Here is a 17115-nt window from a genome sequence, read left to right as displayed (position 1 = left end):
GACACCCGCCGTCACGGTGACCGCGCCGAGCACCAGCGCGGTACCGCGGGTCCTGAGCCCGCCGCGCGGGCGGGCGTGGTTACGGGACGGGCGAGCGGCTCGGCGGGAACCCATACGCAGGACACCTCGGCTTGTCTGTCGGCTGACGGAGCCCCGTACCCGGTGGACGCGACCGCGCCCACCGGGACTGTGGGGGGTGTCCGAGAGCCTAGGACGCGTCCGCGTGGAAACGGCCGTTCGAAGGTCATCTTCAGAAAGCCTTAAAAGAGCCGCCAAAGTCCGCTGAGGAAGCGCGACAGTGCCGCCTCCCAGGCGCCCGGCCCCGGTACGCGCTCGCCGTCCGCCACCCTCATCCCACCGCGGGGGCGCTTCAACGTGAAGAGAGGACGTGGGCGTCCACAGGAGCCCCTCGAGTGCCCCCGGTGCCCCGCCGTCCCCCCGTACGGGGCGCTTGCCGTGCCGGACGGCCGGACAGTCTGTCGGCGTGTGTCCGGCAGGTCGCCGGTACACCGTCGGCGCACCTCCAGGAGGTCGGGTCCTCCCGTCCACCGCGGGCGCGCCGCGCACGGACAAGGAGGAACCGGACATGCCGTCCACCGCTGACGAACGACAGCTGCTCGACGAACTGCGGGAACTGCTGGCCGCGACGGTCGAGGACCTGGCCGTGGAGGAAATCGAGCCGGAGTCGTCCCTGAAGGACGACCTGGGCGTGGACTCGCTGGCCATGCTGGAGCTGGTCGCCGCGATCGAGGACCGCTGGCAGATCGAGGTGCCGCAGGAGCAGGCGGATCGGCTCACGACCGTCCGGCAGATCGCCGCCCACCTCGCCGAAGCCGTCGCCGCCCCGGCGGGCGGCACCGCGTGAGCCCACGACACGTGGCCGGCCCGGTCCGCGAGGAGCGCGCCGCCGTCATCACCGGGCTCGGGATGACGACCGCGCTGGGCGGCGACGTCCCTTCCACCTGGCGGGCCCTGCTGGACGGCGTCTGCGGCGTCGAACGCGTCGACTTCGGGACGCCGGAAGGCCCGGCGCAGACCTATCTCGCGGCCCGGGCGGCGGTCGATCCCGAGACGGTCCTGTCCTCCGCCAAGGCGGCGCACTGCGACCGCTCGGCGCAGTTCGCGCTCGTCGCCGCGAGGGAGGCCGTCCGCGACGCCGGTTTCCCGCAGGCGTCGTCACCCGCCGCGGGCGGCTCACGGGTGGCCGTGGTCGTCGGGGTGGGGCTGGGCGGCCTGACCAGCATCCTGGAGCAGAACCGCCGCCTGGAGACCCGGGGCGCGGGACGGGTGAGCCCGCGCACCATCCCGGTCATGCTGCCCAACCACGCGGCCGCCGAAGTGGGGCTGATGGTGGGCGCCAAGGCCGGGGTCCACGCCCCGGTCAGTGCCTGCGCCTCCGGTGCCGAGGCCCTGACCCAGGCCCTCGGCCTGATCCGGGAGGGCCGCGCCGACATCGTGGTCGCGGGCGGCACCGAGGCCGCGCTGCACCCGCTCGCTCTGGCCGGGTTCGCGCGGTTGCAGGCTCTCTCCCGGCGTCTGGACGACCCCAAGGGAGCGTCCAGGCCCTTCGACGCCGACCGGGACGGCTTCGTGATGGGCGAGGGCGCCGGCATGCTCGTCGTCGAGAGCGCCGAGCACGCCGCCGCCCGCGGGGCCCGCGTCCACGGCCGGCTGACCGGCGCGGGTATCACCAACGACAGCCACCACGTGGCCCAGCCCGCGCCGGGCGGAACGGGCTGCGCGGCCGCCGTGGACGCCGCGCTGCGGGACGCCGGACTCCTCCCGGAGCAGGTCCAGCACGTCAACGCCCACGCCACCTCGACGCCGCTCGGCGACCTCGGCGAGGCACAGGCGCTGCACAAGGTCTTCGCCGGAGTACTGGGCGACGTGGCGGTCAGCGCGACCAAGGCCGCGTTCGGACACACGCTGGGGGCCGCCGGCGCCATCGAGGCCGTCCTCACCGTGCTCGCCCTGCGGGAGAGAACCGCACCGCCCGCGTGCAGCCTCGAACGCGTGGACCCCGAGATCGACCTGAACGTCGTGGGCCGCAGCCCGGCGGCACTGCCCTCCGGGCCCCTCGCGGCCGTCACCACGAGCATGGGTTTCGGCGGGCACAACGTCGCGCTCGCCTTCGCCGACGCCTCATGAGACACGCGGTCCCGGCCCCCACCGGCGGCACACCGCGCACCGTGCTGATGTGCCCCGGCCAGGGGGCCTACCTCCCGGGCGCGCTGCGCCACCTGCGTGACGTCCCGTCCGTCTCAGGAACGCTGCGGAGGGTGGATGCCCACAGCACCGCACTCGGCGGCACCGGCACACCCGTCACCCGCCTCCTCACGGGCGTCGGGGCGCCCGGCCCCGACCAGCTTCTGCTCACCGACCCACTCGCCTTCGACCTGGCCACCTACGCGGCGGTGGTCGCATCCGCGACCGTCCTGCTCGACCTCGCGACCCGGTCCGTCCACGCGGTCCTCGGCCACAGCGTGGGGGACCTCGCGGCGCTCACCGTGGCCGGAGCCATCACCCTGGAGCAGGGGGTGCGGCTGCTGCACGTCCGCGACCGGCTGCTGCGGGACGCCGCGCTGCCGGCGGCCGGCCTGCTGGCCACCGACATGACCGCCGACCAGGCAGCGGACCTGCTGCGCACCGGCGGCCTGCCGCAGGTACGGATCGCCGCCCACAACGCCCCCGCCCAGACCGTCCTGGCCGGACCCGACGACCAGTTGGCCGCCGCTCGGCGAACCGCCGGGGCACTCGGCCATCGCACCACCGGGCTGACCAGCCGCACCGCCTACCACCACCCCCTGCTCGCCGAGGTCCACCGGGCCTTCCGCCGCCTCCTGCGGGCACAGCCCGTCGCGCCGCCCACGCTCGCCGTGTACACCGCCACCGACGCCCGCCCGGCACGCACTGCGGCCCAGTTGCGCACCGCCGCGGCCGCCCACCTCACCGAGCCCGTGGCCTTCCACCACACCCTGCGCGCGATGCGCCTCGCAGGCTTCACCACCTACCTCGACAGCGGCCCCCGGGCCCTGCTGAGCAACCTGGCCAAGGCCGGCCTGCCGGACTGCGCCACCGCCGCCCCCGCCCGTACACCGGTCGACGTCGAGCGCATACGCCACCGCCTCACCGCGGCCCTGCGGTGACGAGGAGCCTTTCCGTCCGGGTCCCGCGTCCGTATCGGGGTAGGCGGAGGGGATCAGAAGGAGGAGTGCACATGACGACGTATGTCATCTCGGTGCCGGGGACGTTCACCGGCACGGTCCAGGACGCCACGAAGGACGAACTCGCCAGGGCGCTGCGCCCCGCGGATCCGCACCGCACCCACCTGGGAGACGAGGAGGACCTCGACGCCCTCTCGGTCAACGAGGACGGCACCTTCACCATCCGCCTCACCGTCGAGGCGGACACCGCCGCCCACGCGGAGGGCCGCGCCCGGGAGGTCGCGGACTCCGCCCTGCGCGCGGCCGGCCTGGACGGCGACAGCGCGCCGCTCGGACCCACGGTGGTCACCGGAATCGACTCCGACGTCTGATCCGACCACGACCTCACACGACCCGCTACGGGCCGGTGAGTGGCCCGGCTCACATGGCGTACCGGAGGCGGCGCCGACACCATGGTCTCGTCACCCGGCAGGCTGAAGGGATCAACAATGTTCCGCAAGGTGCTGGTCGCCAACCGCGGTGAGATCGCGATCCGGGCGTTCCGCGCGGGCTACGAGCTCGGCGCGCGCACCGTCGCCGTCTTCCCGCACGAGGACCGCAACTCGCTGCACCGGCTGAAGGCCGACGAGGCCTACGAGATCGGGGAGCCGGGACATCCGGTGCGCGCGTATCTCTCCGTGGAGGAGATCGTCCGCGCGGCACGCCGGGCGGGAGCCGACGCCGTCTACCCGGGCTACGGATTCCTGTCCGAGAACCCCGAACTGGCCCGCGCGTGCGAAGAGGCCGGCATCACGTTCGTCGGACCGAGCGCGCAGATCCTCGAACTGACCGGCAACAAGGCCCGAGCCGTCGCCGCCGCCCGCGAGGCCGGCGTGCCCGTCCTCGGCTCCTCCGCGCCCTCCGACGACGTGGACGAACTCGTCCGCGCCGCCGACGAGGTCGGTTTCCCCGTGTTCGTCAAGGCGGTCGCGGGCGGCGGCGGCCGCGGCATGCGCCGCGTCGAGGAACCCGCCCAGCTGCGCGAGGCCATCGAGGCCGCGTCCCGGGAGGCGGCCTCCGCCTTCGGCGACTCCACGGTGTTCCTGGAGAAGGCCGTCGTCGAACCCCGCCACATCGAGGTCCAGATCCTCGCCGACGGCCAGGGCGACGTCATCCACCTCTTCGAACGGGACTGCTCGGTACAGCGCCGCCACCAGAAGGTCATCGAACTCGCCCCCGCGCCCAACCTCGATCCGGCCCTGCGCGAGCGGATCTGCGCCGACGCCGTGAACTTCGCCCGGCAGATCGGCTACCGCAACGCCGGCACCGTGGAGTTCCTCGTCGACCGCGACGGCAACCACGTCTTCATCGAGATGAACCCGCGCATCCAGGTCGAGCACACGGTCACCGAAGAGGTCACCGACGTCGACCTCGTCCAGTCCCAACTGCGCATCGCCGCGGGTGAGACACTGGCCGACCTGGGTCTCGCCCAGGAGGACATCACCCTGCGCGGCGCCGCCCTCCAGTGCCGCATCACCACCGAGGACCCGGCCAACGGCTTCCGCCCGGACACCGGGCAGATCAGCGCCTACCGCTCGCCCGGAGGCTCGGGCATCCGTCTCGACGGCGGCACCACCCACGCCGGTACGGAGATCAGCGCCCACTTCGACTCGATGCTGGTCAAACTCTCCTGCCGGGGCCGGGACTTCCCCACCGCGGTGGGCCGCGCCCGGCGTGCCGTGGCCGAGTTCCGCATCCGCGGCGTCGCCACCAACATCCCCTTCCTCCAGGCGGTGCTGGACGACCCCGACTTCCAGGCCGGCCAGGTCACCACGTCCTTCATCGAGCAGCGCCCGCACCTGCTCACCTCCCGCCACTCCGCCGACCGCGGCACGAAACTGCTGACCTACCTCGCCGACGTCACGGTGAACAAGCCGCACGGCGAGCGGCCCGCACTCGTCGATCCGCTGACCAAGCTGCCGCCGCTCGCCGCCGGTGAACCCCCGGCCGGCTCCCGGCAACGGCTCACCGAACTCGGCCCGGAAGGCTTCGCCCGCCGGCTGCGCGAGTCGCCCACCATCGGCGTCACCGACACCACGTTCCGCGACGCCCACCAGTCGCTGCTCGCCACCCGGGTCCGCACCAAGGACATGCTCGCCGTCGCCCCGCAGGTCGCGCACTCCCTGCCCCAGCTGCTGTCCCTGGAGTGCTGGGGCGGCGCCACCTACGACGTCGCCCTGCGCTTCCTCGCCGAGGACCCGTGGGAACGGCTGGCCGCCCTGCGCGAGGCCGTGCCCAACATCTGCCTCCAGATGCTGCTGCGCGGCCGCAACACCGTGGGCTACACCCCGTACCCGACCGAGGTGACCGACGCCTTCGTCCAGGAGGCCGCGGCCACCGGCATCGACATCTTCCGCATCTTCGACGCCCTCAACGACGTCGACCAGATGCGGCCCGCCATCGACGCCGTACGGCAGACCGGCACCTCCGTCGCCGAGGTGGCCCTGTGCTACACCGCCGACCTGTCCGACCCGAACGAGCGGCTCTACACGCTCGACTACTACCTGCGGCTCGCCGAGAAGATCGTGGCCGCCGGCGCCCATGTCCTGGCCGTCAAGGACATGGCCGGCCTGCTGCGGGCACCGGCCGCGGCGACCCTGGTGTCCGCGCTGCGCCGCGAGTTCGACCTGCCGGTGCACCTGCACACCCACGACACCACCGGCGGCCAGCTCGCCACCTACCTCGCCGCGATCCAGGCCGGCGCCGACGCCGTCGACGGGGCCGTGGCGTCCATGGCGGGCACCACCTCGCAGCCGTCACTGTCGGCGATCGTCGCCGCGACCGACCACACCGAGCGGCCCACCGGCCTCGACCTCCAGGCCGTCGGCGACCTGGAGCCGTACTGGGAGAGCGTCCGCAAGGTCTACGCCCCCTTCGAGGCGGGCCTGGCCTCGCCGACCGGCCGTGTCTACCACCACGAGATCCCCGGCGGGCAGCTCTCCAACCTGCGCACCCAGGCCATCGCGCTCGGCCTCGGCGACCGCTTCGAGGACATCGAGGCGATGTACGCCGCCGCCGACCGGATGCTGGGCCGCCTGGTGAAGGTCACGCCCTCCTCCAAGGTGGTCGGCGACCTGGCGCTGCACCTGGTGGGCGCCGGCGTCTCACCGGCGGACTTCGAGGCGGATCCCGACCGGTTCGACATCCCCGACTCCGTCATCGGCTTCCTCCGCGGCGAGCTGGGCACCCCGCCCGGCGGCTGGCCCGAGCCGTTCCGCAGCAAGGCGCTGCGGGGCCGCGCCGAGGCCAGGCCGGTGGCGGAGCTGAGCGGGGACGAGCGCACCGGGTTGGCCAAGGACCGCCGGGCCACCCTCAACCGGCTGCTGTTCCCCGGACCGGCCCGCGAGTTCGACACCCACCGCAACACCTTCGGCGACACCAGCGTCCTGGACAGCAAGGACTTCTTCTACGGGCTGCGCCCCGGCAAGGAGTACACGGTCGACCTCGACCCCGGGGTCCGTCTGCTCATCGAACTGCAGGCGGTCGGCGACGCCGACGAACGCGGCATGCGCACCGTGATGTCCTCCCTGAACGGCCAACTCCGCCCGATCCAGGTCCGCGACCGCTCGGCGGCCTCCGACGTCCCCGTCACGGAGAAGGCCGACCGGTCGAACCCCGGCCACGTCGCGGCTCCCTTCGCGGGCGTGGTGACCCTCGCCGTCGCCGAGGGAGACGAGGTCGAGGCCGGTGCCACGGTGGCCACCATCGAGGCGATGAAGATGGAGGCCACGATCACCGCACCGAAGTCCGGCACGGTGAGCAGGCTCGCCATCAACCGCATCCAGCAGGTCGAGGGGGGAGACCTCCTCGTCCAGCTCGGCTGAGACGGACGGCGGCCACGGTCCGACGCCGGACCGTGGCCACCGCCGATGTCACGCCTCCTTGGGCGCCGCCTGCTGCACCACCTCGAAGGACCACAACGTGGAGCCGCTCGCCGCGGGCTTGGGGCGCTCCGCGCCCTCCGCGCCGCCACCGCCCTGGTGCGCGGCCTTCATGGGCCCCTCCATCCACGCCTGGAAGGACTCCTCGTCGCGCCAGCGCGTGTAGACGAGGTAGTCGTCGGTGCCCTCCACGGGCCGCAGGAGTTCGAACCACTCGAACCCGTCGGAGCTCTCCACGGCATGGGCCCGCGAGGCGAAGCGCTTCTCCAGCGTCTCGCGCTGCTCGGCGGGAACGGTCAGTACGTTGATCTTGACTACGCTCATGGGCCCATCCTGCCGCATGCCGCGGTCAGCAGGGATCGCGCCAGACCCCGAGCTCCGGTCGTTTCAGCATCGAGGACAGCCCGAGCCGGCGTGACTCGGGGCAGAAACCACGGGTCGGCTCGCTGTACTCCACGTGGAAGACCGCCTTGCCGGCCTCGACGAACGGCTTGAGCCGCGCGCACTCGCCGTACTCGGCGCACTGCTCGTTGACCGCGAAGTCGAAGTCGTCCACCAGCTGCGGGATCTGCGGCAGGTCGTTCTTGAGGCCCACCGCCAGGCCGCGTTCGTGGGCGATCTCGGCGATCACGCGGTTGTACGCCAGCTGGTCCCGGGCGGTGAGCGGGAAGCCGGTCTCGTCGGCGTATCCCTCCATCAGGTCGGGTTCCACCGCGTCGAAACCCTTGTCCCGGCACATGTCGAACCGCCGCTCCATGATCGGCCGAAGGACGGAGATCCGGCGGATGTCGAGCCAGCGTTCGCCCCGCCAGCCGTTGGGCTCGCCCAGCACCGCACGGGGAAAGGCGTCCCGGTCGGGCCGGAAGTCCTCCCAGGCCCCCACGTTGACGTAGCAGATCACCTTGCGGCCGGCGCGGTGCAGCCGGTCCACGTCGGCCGCGTCGTTCTCGAAGCCGTCGATGTCGTAGACCGGCACGTCCGCGGACGGATCGACCTTCCCGTCGAGCTGCCACTGCCAGGCCAGCCCCGGCCGGGGCTGCCACACGGCGGTGGCGGACGGGTCCGGCGGCGGTGGGCCGTCCGTACCCGAACACCCGGCCACCACCGCGAGGACGAGCGCCGCCGGCAGCGCGGCGAACGCCCGTACCCTCTTCCTCATCGCTCCGCTCCGGTCAGTACGGGGGTCAGGCGGGCCCACGGGTTGGGCGGTTCCCCCGTGACGGGCCCGGACACCGCGGCGCCGCGTTCGCGGGCGGTCCGTACGGCGAGCGGGGCGAGCGCCTCGGGCACCCCGTACACCAGGTGGCAGAAGCGCTCGGGCGGGTGCCGGCGCGTCCAGTCCGGCCGGCTGAACGCGGACACATAGGCCGACCAGGACCCCTCGAAGGTGACGACGAGATCGGCGATACGCGCGTAACCCGGTGCCGGGTGGACCCCCGGGTTCAGCACGAGCGTGGTCGAACCCTGCCGGCGCAGACCACGCACCAGCGCCCGGTAGGCGGGCAGTTCGGTCGCGGCCGAACTCACCCGGTCGAGGAAGCACCCGTCCGCCGCGTACCACTCCCGGTGCCGACGGGCGTCCTCGGCGACGTCGGCCGCCGCACGCGTGCCGTAGTCCGTGTCGATGTAGCCCAGCAGACGGGCGCCCGCCGCCCGCAGCGCGCCGGCCGCCGCGGCGAAGGCGGGATCGGGCGCCCGGCCCGGACCGTTCGCGGGGTTGATGACGACCCCGTACGTGCGGTCGGCCGCCGTGATGAGCCTGTGCCAGGAGCCCGGATCCTCGGCCGGATGGACGTACAGCGGGATCAGCAGGCTCACGACGGGCGGTCGCCTTCCGGGACGAGGGACGGTGGACGGGCACCGGCCGACCAGAGCGCGGCCAGTGACTCGTCGAGCGAGTACGAGGGCCGCCAGCCGAGCGCGGCCCGGGCGGCGGCGATGTCGGAGCACTGCCAGGAAACCTGGTCCGAGCGGGCGGAACCGGCGCCCTCTTCCTCGATCCGGCCGCGGAAGCCCGCGGTGTCCGCGAGCGTCCGTACCAACCGGCGCACCGGGACGGCGTCGCCGCCGCCGATGTTGAGCACGCGCGGCAACGGCCCGGTCGCGGTGACCGCCCGCTCGACCGCCCGCGCGACGTCCCGGACGTCCACGAAGTCGCGGTACGCCGACAGGTCGCCCAGCCGGAGCACCGCGTTCGGCGCCGTGCCCGCCGTACGCAGCAGACCGGCGACCCTGCCGGGCAGGCCGGAGGACGGTGCGCCGGGCCCCACCGGGTTGCCGACCCGCAGGACCACCGAGTCCAGGTCGGAGGTGGCGACGGTGACGGTGCCGGCCAGCTTGGTGGCGCCGTAGGCGGTGAGGGGCCGGGTGGCCGCCGACTCCGGCACCCTGACCCGCTCGGCCCCCGGCCCGTACTCGGCGGCCGAACCCAGGTGGACCAGACGGGCCGCGGGGCGGGCCCGGCGCAGCGCCGCGCAGAGGACGGCGGGACCGCGGGCGTTCAGTTCGGCGAGCGTCACCGGATCGCCGCCGGTCGCGCCCGCGCAGTTGACGACGGTGTCGACGGCCGCCGACACCAGAGCATCGGCCAGCCGGCCGACCGGGTCGGTGGCGAGGTCGACGCGTACGTCGGCGGCTGCGGAACGGCCGCCGCCGAGGACCCGCGCGCCGGGCAGCGCGCGCAGCCGCTCGGCGACGTGGGCGCCCAGATAACCGGTGAAACCCAGGACGAGGATGCGCATGCGGTGCTCAGGCTCCCTTGAGCAGCAGGGACTTGCGGCTGGTGAACTCGGCGTTGGCCCGGTCGTAGTCGTCGGGTCGGCCGATGTCGAGCCAGTAGCCGTCGAAGTGGTAGGCGTGCGGCGGGTCGTCGGTGCGCAGCAGGTCCAGTACCAACTCGTCGAAGCCCAGGGGCAGCCCGGCCGTGTAGCCGTCGAGTGTCGCGCGGGACAGTCCGTACACGCCCATGGAGACGTGGTAGTCCATGCTGGGCTTCTCGGTGAAGGCGACGACCCTGCTCGCGTCGGTGGTCAGGACACCGAAGTCGATGTGCACCTTCCTGGCGTACGTGGCGATGGTCAGCGGGGCGCCGGACGTGCTGTGCCGGCGCAGGACGTCGGCGTAGCCCAGGTCGGTGAGGACGTCGCCGTTCATGACCAGGAAGTGCTCGGGCAGCCGCTCACGCATGGTGAGCAGCGGCCCCATGGTCCCCAGAGGGCTCTCCTCGGTGGCGTAGTCGACGGTCAGGCCCCACTGCGACCCGTCGCCGACGTAGGCGCGGATGATCTCGCCGAGGTGGCCTATGGCGATCGTGCATCCGGTGAACCCGGCCGCGGCGAGCTGGCGCAGGACGATCTCCAGGATGGCGTGCTGGTCGCCGATGGGCACGAGCGGCTTGGGCAGGGCGGTCGTGTAGGGCCGTAGCCGGACGCCCTTGCCTCCGGCCAGGATCACTGCGTGCATGAGGTTCCCCCCTCGGTTCACGTGCCGGGCATGGTCAGATGTTGTAGATGCCGGTCTTGTAGCGGGCGAGATTGGCCGGGTCGCGGAAGAACTCCACCGTGTGCGCGAGCCCCTGCTCCAGGTCGTGGCCGGGGCTCCAGCCGGTCGCCCCCCGCAGCCGGCTCGCGTCGGCGACCAGCCGCATCACCTCGGAGTTGGCGGGCCGCAGACGCCGCGCGTCCTCCCGTACGTCCAGGGCGGTGTCCATCACCTTGCCGATGAGCGCCACCAGGTCGCCGACGGAGATCTCGCCACCGGTTCCGGCGTTGAAGGTACGGCCCACGACCCGCTCGGCGGGCGCGGTGCCGACCGCCAGGAACGCCTGCGCGGTGTCCTTGACGAAGGTGAAGTCCCGGGTGGGTCGCAGGTCCCCGAGGGTGATGGTGCGTTCGCCGGCCGCGACCTGGCCGATGACGGTGGGGATCACCGCCCGCATGGACTGCCGGGGACCGTAGGTGTTGAAGGGCCGCAGCGTCACCACCGGCGTGTCGAAACTGGCGTGGTAACTGTCCGCCAGCCGGTCCCCGCCCGCCTTGGACGCGGCGTACGGCGACTGGGTGTTGATGGGATGGTCCTCGGTGATCGGCACGGTCCGCGCGGTGCCGTACGTCTCGCTGGTGGAGGTGTGCACCAGCCGGGGCGTGCCCTGGGCACGGACCGCCTCCAGCACGTTCAGCGTGCCGGTGACATTGGTGTCCACGTAGCTGTGCGGTGCCCGGTAGGAGTACGGGATGGCGATGAGGGCGGCCAGGTGGTAGACGCAGTCGGCGCCCTCGACGAGGTGGCGGACCGAACCGGGGTCCCGGACGTCGCCGAGGACGATCTCGACCTGATCGAGCACCTCGGGGGAGAGAGTCTCCAGCCAGCCGTAGGAGGAGAAGGAGTTGTACTGCGCCATGGCCCTCACCCGGTGCCCGGAGGCGACGAGCGCCTCGGTGAGGTGGGAGCCGATGAATCCCTCGGCTCCGGTGACTGCGGCGAGCGATGTGGCGGTCACGCGGGGGTCCTTCCGGTCGATGGGGCGATGCGTCGATGGATCGGCGGGTGGGACTACGGATCGGCGGGTCGACGGACCGGCGGGTCGACGGACCGGCGGGTCGCGATGCGCGGGGAGCGGCCCGTGCGGGCCGGCGGTGGGTACGGCCGTCCGGCCGCGGCGTCAGGCATGGGCCGCCGGCCGGCCCAGCAGTCGCAGCACGCACACCGTGAGACAGAGCGTGGCGGCGCCGCAGCACAGCGGCAGGGCGGTCGCCGGGCCCGGTGGCAGCCCGGCCAGGCCGACCGAGCCGGCGCCGGCGGCCGCCGCGAGACACAGGGCGGCCGGGGGCCAGGCCACGCCGAACGCCTGGAGCAGCAGGGACGTCCACAGGGCCGCCGCGAGCAGCAGCAGCGTGACGGGTTCGGCGTCGACGAGCAGCGCCGCGGGCACGAGCGGAACGAGATACACCAGCAGGCAGCCCGCGAGCACGGCGGCCGAGCGCAGCCGGAAACCCGCCGGGGTGCCGGTGGCCCGCAACGCCGCCACCGACAGCCCGCGGTAGCGGTACAGCAGCCACTCCGCCGGACCCATGCTCAGGGTCAGCACGATCACCGCCCACGGGTGATCGCGGCCCGCCAGGAACACCAGCGTTCCGGCGGCCAGGCCGAACAGGCCGTACGGCAGCGAGCGCAGCGGGTGCGGACGGGCGGCGTCCGGTACTGGCGCGGTCGCGAGGGCGCCGCGCAGCGCCCAGCCGGCCGCGGCGGCCGCGCCCAGGAGCGACAGCAGCGGCAGCCCCGCCCGCAGAACGGTCCCGGGCTCCCACCACGGCAGCGCCGCGGCACCGGCGATCACCGGCGTGAGCGCGGCCAGCAGCAGCCGCTCCCGGCCCAGTACGAGCAGCACACCGGCCGCCGCGAGGTATCCGGACTGGGCCGTCACCGCCAACGCCGCCGCGCCGGACCCGGCGACCGACACTCCGGCCGCCGTCGCCGCGAGGGCGCCCACCGGTGCCCCCTTGAGGAGAGCGCGTCCCGCCTCCCGCCGCCCGGTCGCCAGCCGGAGATAGGCCCGGTGGCCCAGCGCCTGGTTCCAGGCCCAGGAGAGGAGCCCCGCCACCACCAGGGCCCGCACCGCGCCGTCCTGGGGCAGCAGGCGGCCCGAGAGCGCGTAGGCGAGACCGGGAAGCGCGAACAGCGCGCCCCGCAGCGCGCACCGCACGTGGTCCGGCCGCCAGGGGTCGGCGGGGCGCGGAGGGTCCGGGAAGGTTCGCGGTATGCGCTCGTACAGCGCCGTGGCGAGGGAGAACAGGTCACGGTGCCCGTACCGTTCCCGGATCACCTCGCCGGTCAGCCCCTCGGACTCCAGCAGTGCGGCCACCTCGTAGGGGTGGACGGCGGGCGCGATGCGGTGGGCCAGTTCGGCGGCCAGCCCGTCGACGGCGTCGTGCCGGGCGCCGTGCCCGGGGCGCACCAGGGCGAGCGTGTGCGGGTCGGGCGCGCGCAGGGCGAGCGTGCGGTCGTCGGCGAGGCGCAGCGCCAGCGTGTCCTGTTCCGCGCCGCCGGGTTCCAGGGCCATGGGTCCGCTCATCCGGTCGCACTCCTCACCGGCGTGGCGCCCGCCGTCGCGAACGCGTCCACTTGCGCGACCGCGGCACGTGCGGCCGTACCGCCGGATTCGGAGAGCTCCAGGTAGATGGACCGGAAGGTGTCGATGGTCTGACGGAGTGTGAACTGCTCGATCACCCTGAGCCGGGCCGCCTCGCCCATCGCCCGGCGGCGCGCGGTGTCGCCCAGCAGCTCCAGCGCCGCGGCGGCCATGGCGGCCGGATCGCGGGGCGGCACCACGAGACCGGTGTCGCCGACGGCCTCCCGGACGCCGCCCACGTCCGTGGAGACGGTCGCCCGGCCGCACGACATGGCCTCGATGAGGGTGAAGGGGAATCCCTCGCTGATGCTGGAGAGCATCACGACGTTCCCGGCGGCGTACGCGTCCTTGATGTCCTCGACCCGGCCCTCGAAGGTGACCGCGTCCCCGTGCCCGAGTTCCGCCGCCAGCGCCTCGCAGCGCTCCCGGTAGGCCTCGCCGCCGCGCGGTGTGCCGCCGAACAACCGCAGCCGGGCGGCGGGCAGTTCGGCCCGAACGAGGGCGAAGGCGCGGATCAGGGTCTCCAGATCCTTGATCGGATCGACCCGTCCGGCCCAGCTGAGTACGGGGTCCGCGGGCTCGGGGCCGGCGGGCGGGAACGCGGCCGGGTCCACGCCGTTGTAGACCGTGCGTATGGATTCCGGGGCCGCGCCGCCCTGCTCCTCCCACAGCCGGTTGTAGCGGTTGCCCGGGGTTATCAGGGCGGCCCGGCGGTAGGTCTCCTCGGCCAGCAGCCGGAAGAAGCCCAACAGCAGCGCCTTCACCGGCCACCGGTAGGGGGCGGTGCGGTAGCCGAGGTAGCGCTCGCGAAGGTAGACGCCGTGTTCGGTCAGCAGCAACGGCACGCCGTGCCGGTCCAGTCCGGCCAGGCCGGGCAGGACCGCGACACCGCCGCTGACCGCGTGCGCCACGCCGTCTTCCGGGTACGGCGCGGCCAGCGGGCGCAGGGCGTGTTCCAGCAGGGCGGTCGCGGTCACCGCGTCGTGCAGGGTGGGCCGGGCCTCGCGCACGGCCAGTCCCGGCCGGTTCCAGACCGCGGTCAGGATGCCGATCGCCCGGTCCCCGCGCAGGAACGGACTGAGCCGGCCGTTCGCGGCGGCCCGCGCGAGCCGGTACAGGGCGGGGCCGAAACCGTCCTCGGCGCGCGGGTCGAGCAACGCGGTCAGGAACCGTTCGTAGGCGTCGGCGAGCCGGTTGCGCTGCCGCCCGCGAGGCGCACGCCCTTGCGGCGCGGGCCCCCACATGGGGACGGAGACGACCCGGGAGACGTGCCCGGGGATGTCCCAGGCGAGCGGTTCGCGCCCGGTGCCGGTGACGGCTATGACGTCGAAGTCGAGGTCGGGCATGCCGGTGACGAGCTGGTCGCACCAGACGCTCACGCCGCCGTGACTGTGCGGGTAGGTGCCTTCGGTGAGCAGGGTGACGCGCGACGCGCCGGAGTGTCGCGCGCCGTGGGAAACGTGCATGGATGTGCTCCACGGCCGAGGTGTGGGCTGATCGTGCGGGCTGACCGGACCTGCGGTGGTGGGGCGGCGTCAGCGCTCCGCGCCGTACGGCACCGGTTCCGTCACGCCGACCGGTACGCGGGTGCGGGGCGCGGTGCGCGTCGCGGCTGCCGTGTCGCCGGGTCCGGCGACGGCGGAGGGCGTGGCGGCGGACGACGGCAGGGTGAGGGAGAGCGGCCCGTCCGCCGTCGGGGTCCAGCCGGACAGCGCGCCGGCGTAGGCATCCCCGAAGTCCGTGCCCCCGTGCTGGGTGCCCGCGGGCATCGTCGCCGTCACGGTCACGCCGTCCGGTGCCTGGACGGTCACGGTGTCACCGACGCGGTGGCCGGTGACCTGCCCGGCGTCGACCGCGCTCCGCCAGGCGGCGCGGCGCCGCATCTCGACGCCGATGTCCTCCATACGGAGGTTCACCACGGGGGTGCTGTCGGCGAACAGGGCGTCGTAGCCCTCCAGTACGCCGTCGAGGACGGGGTAGGCGATGCGGTCCTCGGCGAGGTTCGACTGGTGGATGAAGTGCGGCTTGGGGTCGTTGGACAGCACGTGCCCGAGCGCGATGCGCGTCTCCAGCGGCACGATGTGACCGGCGTAGCCCGTGGCGGTGTCCAGCGGGGCGGCCAGGCAGGTGGAGGTGGCGGGGTTGTCCTCGCAGATGCCGCTGCCGCCCTGGGCGCGGCTGGTGTAGATCCAGTTGTACTCGTCGACCTGCTCGGCCGCCCGCCCGGCGTTGTAGAAGACGTTCATCGGATAGCGGGAGACGGTCGTGGCGCTGCCGACCTGCCGCTGGACGGGGTCGCGGGAGTTGTCCGAGGCGAGCCAGGCGATGCCGTTGTCCGCGAGGGCCGGTCCCAGGTTCGGGTTGTCCTCGGGCTGCTGCGGGGTCACCTTCAGTCCCGAGTGCTCGCCGGTCACCAACTCGTCTTCCTCCAGCGGGAGTCCGGCCAGCTCGCCCCAGACACGGTTGGTGGCGATCTCGTCGGCGATCTCGTTCCGGCTCACCCACCGGGTGCTGCCGTCGGGGTTGGTCGCGCACTTCCACGGGACGACGCCGACGTCCTGCCGGCAGCCCAGGAAGGCGTGCGTGTAGGTGTGGTTGATCCAGCGGAACCGGTCCCGGTCGGCGATCAGCTTGTCCGCGAGCGGGTCGGCGCCGCCGTTGTCCTGGCGGTGGTCGACGCTGCCGGAGCCGTTGTAGGCCAGGTCGAGCGTGAAGTCACGGCTGTCCTGCCAGGCGGTGGCGTGGTCGACGTCGGCCGGGACCATGCGGATGGGGTTCGGCGTGCCCTCGCCCGGCGGGCAGTCGACGTCGCCGGGCGTGCAGTCGAGTTCGGTGTCCCAGCGGTCGTCGGCCGCGAAGACGTCGTCGACGTGCACGGCGAAGTAGTTGCGGGCGGCGCCCAGGTGCACGCCGCCGGTCATCCACTCCACGATGCCCCGGGCGAGCAGCCGGAACTGCTGCTGGTGCTGGTTGTAGACGAACGTGACGACGAGTTCGCGCCGCCCCTCGTGCCGGTACTCGCCGACCAGGGAGCCCTTCGCAGCCCGCCCGGGTATCGCCGCCTGGACGTACGGCACGAAGTCGGCGCCCGGTGCGGGGGCCGAGAGGTAGGCGTAGGACTCGCCCACGGTGGGTGAGTTGTCCTCGAAGGGGACGGCGCCGTCCAGGTATCCGAAGGGGCCGGCCAGCCCGGCCGGCGTCACCTCCGCGCGGACGCCGTCGACGCTGCCGGCGTACCCGGTGCCGACGGCGTACTGGAGCCCGACCTCGGGGCGCGCGTAGGTGTAGGCGTCGACCTGCGGGATCGCGTAGGTCTGCTCGTACGAGGCAAGGGCGGCCATCTCGGCGGAGTTCGCCGGGAAGGGGTTGTCGTTGGGCAGGACGACGGACTGGAACTTGGCCCGCGGCCGTCCGTCCACGGTGTCCGCCAGGAATCCGGTGTCGATCACGGGCCGGTCGGTGTCCTGGAGGTCCACCTCCGTGTACGGCGTGCCCGCGCTCTCCAGTTCGGCGGCGATGGCGTCGGTGGCCGGTCCTCCGTCGCTCACGACCAGCACGCGCAGGTCGATGCGCGGGGCTGGAGCGTCGGCGTGGACCGGGCCGGCCGGTAGGCCGAGCGACGCGATCAGCGCGCCCACTGCGAGCGCCGTAGTGCGAATGGTCCGCTTCATGCGGTGAATTCCCTCCCCCGGGCAGGGGCGGGGCACGCTCCTTGAGGGAGCACGCCCACCCCGTGACCAATGCCGTCGCCCCCCTGAGACGCCGGTCGTCGACGTTTCCGTCGCGTCACACATAGTGAGGCGTGTGTGGAGCTTTTGTGTGCCTGCTGCGGAACTTGACGGAAAAGCGCATGTGTCCATTTACCGGTGACGGGCACGGTCGTCAGTGGTCGGCGAACGCCGGG

The 17115-nt window shown here is 73.4% G+C and carries 14 protein-coding genes; 5 read left to right on the top strand and 9 right to left on the bottom strand.

The features are described 5' to 3' along the window. The first annotated feature begins 586 nt into the window (after positions 1-586). The 5 genes from EBH09_RS02200 to EBH09_RS02180 all read left to right on the top strand — a co-directional run bounded on the left by EBH09_RS02200 (position 587) and on the right by EBH09_RS02180 (position 7027). On the top strand, positions 587-865 hold the full coding sequence (locus EBH09_RS02200; RefSeq protein ID WP_121745339.1) for an acyl carrier protein: 279 nt from the start codon (positions 587-589) through the stop codon (positions 863-865). Further along, on the top strand, positions 862-2148 hold the full coding sequence (locus EBH09_RS02195; protein ID WP_121745338.1) for a beta-ketoacyl-[acyl-carrier-protein] synthase family protein: 1287 nt from the start codon (positions 862-864) through the stop codon (positions 2146-2148). Before EBH09_RS02200 ends, EBH09_RS02195 begins: the two co-directional genes overlap by 4 nt. Next, entirely contained in the window at positions 2145-3146 is a 1002-nt protein-coding gene (locus EBH09_RS02190) for an acyltransferase domain-containing protein (protein ID WP_121745337.1), read from the top strand. The genes EBH09_RS02195 and EBH09_RS02190 overlap by 4 nt, the downstream gene beginning before the upstream one ends. 71 nt (positions 3147-3217) lie before the next feature. Then, on the top strand, positions 3218-3535 hold the full coding sequence (locus EBH09_RS02185; RefSeq protein ID WP_121745336.1) for a hypothetical protein: 318 nt from the start codon (positions 3218-3220) through the stop codon (positions 3533-3535). A gap of 117 nt (positions 3536-3652) precedes the next feature. After that, positions 3653-7027 (top strand): pyruvate carboxylase, encoded by a 3375-nt coding sequence (locus EBH09_RS02180; RefSeq protein ID WP_121745335.1) that lies wholly within the window; start codon positions 3653-3655, stop codon positions 7025-7027. Positions 7028-7075: 48 nt separating this feature from the next. On the opposite strand, the gene EBH09_RS02175 is transcribed toward EBH09_RS02180, so the two are convergent. The 9 genes from EBH09_RS02175 to EBH09_RS02135 form a co-directional block, all read right to left on the bottom strand. Continuing rightward, positions 7076-7408, bottom strand: a complete 333-nt coding sequence (locus EBH09_RS02175; RefSeq protein ID WP_121745334.1) for an antibiotic biosynthesis monooxygenase — start codon at positions 7406-7408, stop codon at positions 7076-7078. Positions 7409-7433: 25 nt separating this feature from the next. Next, positions 7434-8243 carry an endo alpha-1,4 polygalactosaminidase gene (locus EBH09_RS02170; protein ID WP_121745333.1) on the bottom strand — a complete coding sequence of 270 codons (810 nt, stop codon included), beginning with the start codon at positions 8241-8243 and terminating at the stop codon, positions 7434-7436. Beyond that, on the bottom strand, positions 8240-8902 hold the full coding sequence (locus EBH09_RS02165; RefSeq protein WP_121745332.1) for a spherulation-specific family 4 protein: 663 nt from the start codon (positions 8900-8902) through the stop codon (positions 8240-8242). Before EBH09_RS02165 ends, EBH09_RS02170 begins: the two co-directional genes overlap by 4 nt. Then, entirely contained in the window at positions 8899-9825 is a 927-nt protein-coding gene (locus tag EBH09_RS02160) for an NAD(P)-dependent oxidoreductase (protein WP_121745331.1), read from the bottom strand. The genes EBH09_RS02165 and EBH09_RS02160 overlap by 4 nt, the downstream gene beginning before the upstream one ends. Before the next feature lie 7 nt (positions 9826-9832). Next, a complete protein-coding gene (locus EBH09_RS02155) occupies positions 9833-10546 on the bottom strand; it encodes a sugar phosphate nucleotidyltransferase (RefSeq protein ID WP_121745330.1) in 714 nt (237 codons plus the stop codon). Between the two features lie 34 nt (positions 10547-10580). Next, on the bottom strand, positions 10581-11582 hold the full coding sequence (locus tag EBH09_RS02150; protein ID WP_121745329.1) for an SDR family NAD(P)-dependent oxidoreductase: 1002 nt from the start codon (positions 11580-11582) through the stop codon (positions 10581-10583). 162 nt (positions 11583-11744) lie between these two features. Then, positions 11745-13154, bottom strand: a complete 1410-nt coding sequence (locus EBH09_RS02145) for a hypothetical protein (RefSeq protein WP_121745328.1) — start codon at positions 13152-13154, stop codon at positions 11745-11747. Beyond that, positions 13151-14677, bottom strand: a complete 1527-nt coding sequence (pelF, locus tag EBH09_RS02140; RefSeq protein ID WP_238697153.1) for a GT4 family glycosyltransferase PelF — start codon at positions 14675-14677, stop codon at positions 13151-13153. The genes EBH09_RS02145 and pelF overlap by 4 nt, the downstream gene beginning before the upstream one ends. A 69-nt stretch (positions 14678-14746) precedes the next feature. Continuing rightward, positions 14747-16882, bottom strand: coding sequence for a hypothetical protein (locus tag EBH09_RS02135; RefSeq protein ID WP_121745327.1), 2136 nt, complete (start codon positions 16880-16882; stop codon positions 14747-14749). Between the last annotated feature and the right edge of the window lie 233 nt (positions 16883-17115).

It is taken from the genome of Streptomyces sp. E2N166, from assembly GCF_003671715.1.
In the GTDB taxonomy this organism is placed as follows: domain Bacteria; phylum Actinomycetota; class Actinomycetes; order Streptomycetales; family Streptomycetaceae; genus Streptomyces; species Streptomyces thinghirensis.
This window is presented reverse-complemented; position numbering and strand designations above follow the sequence as displayed.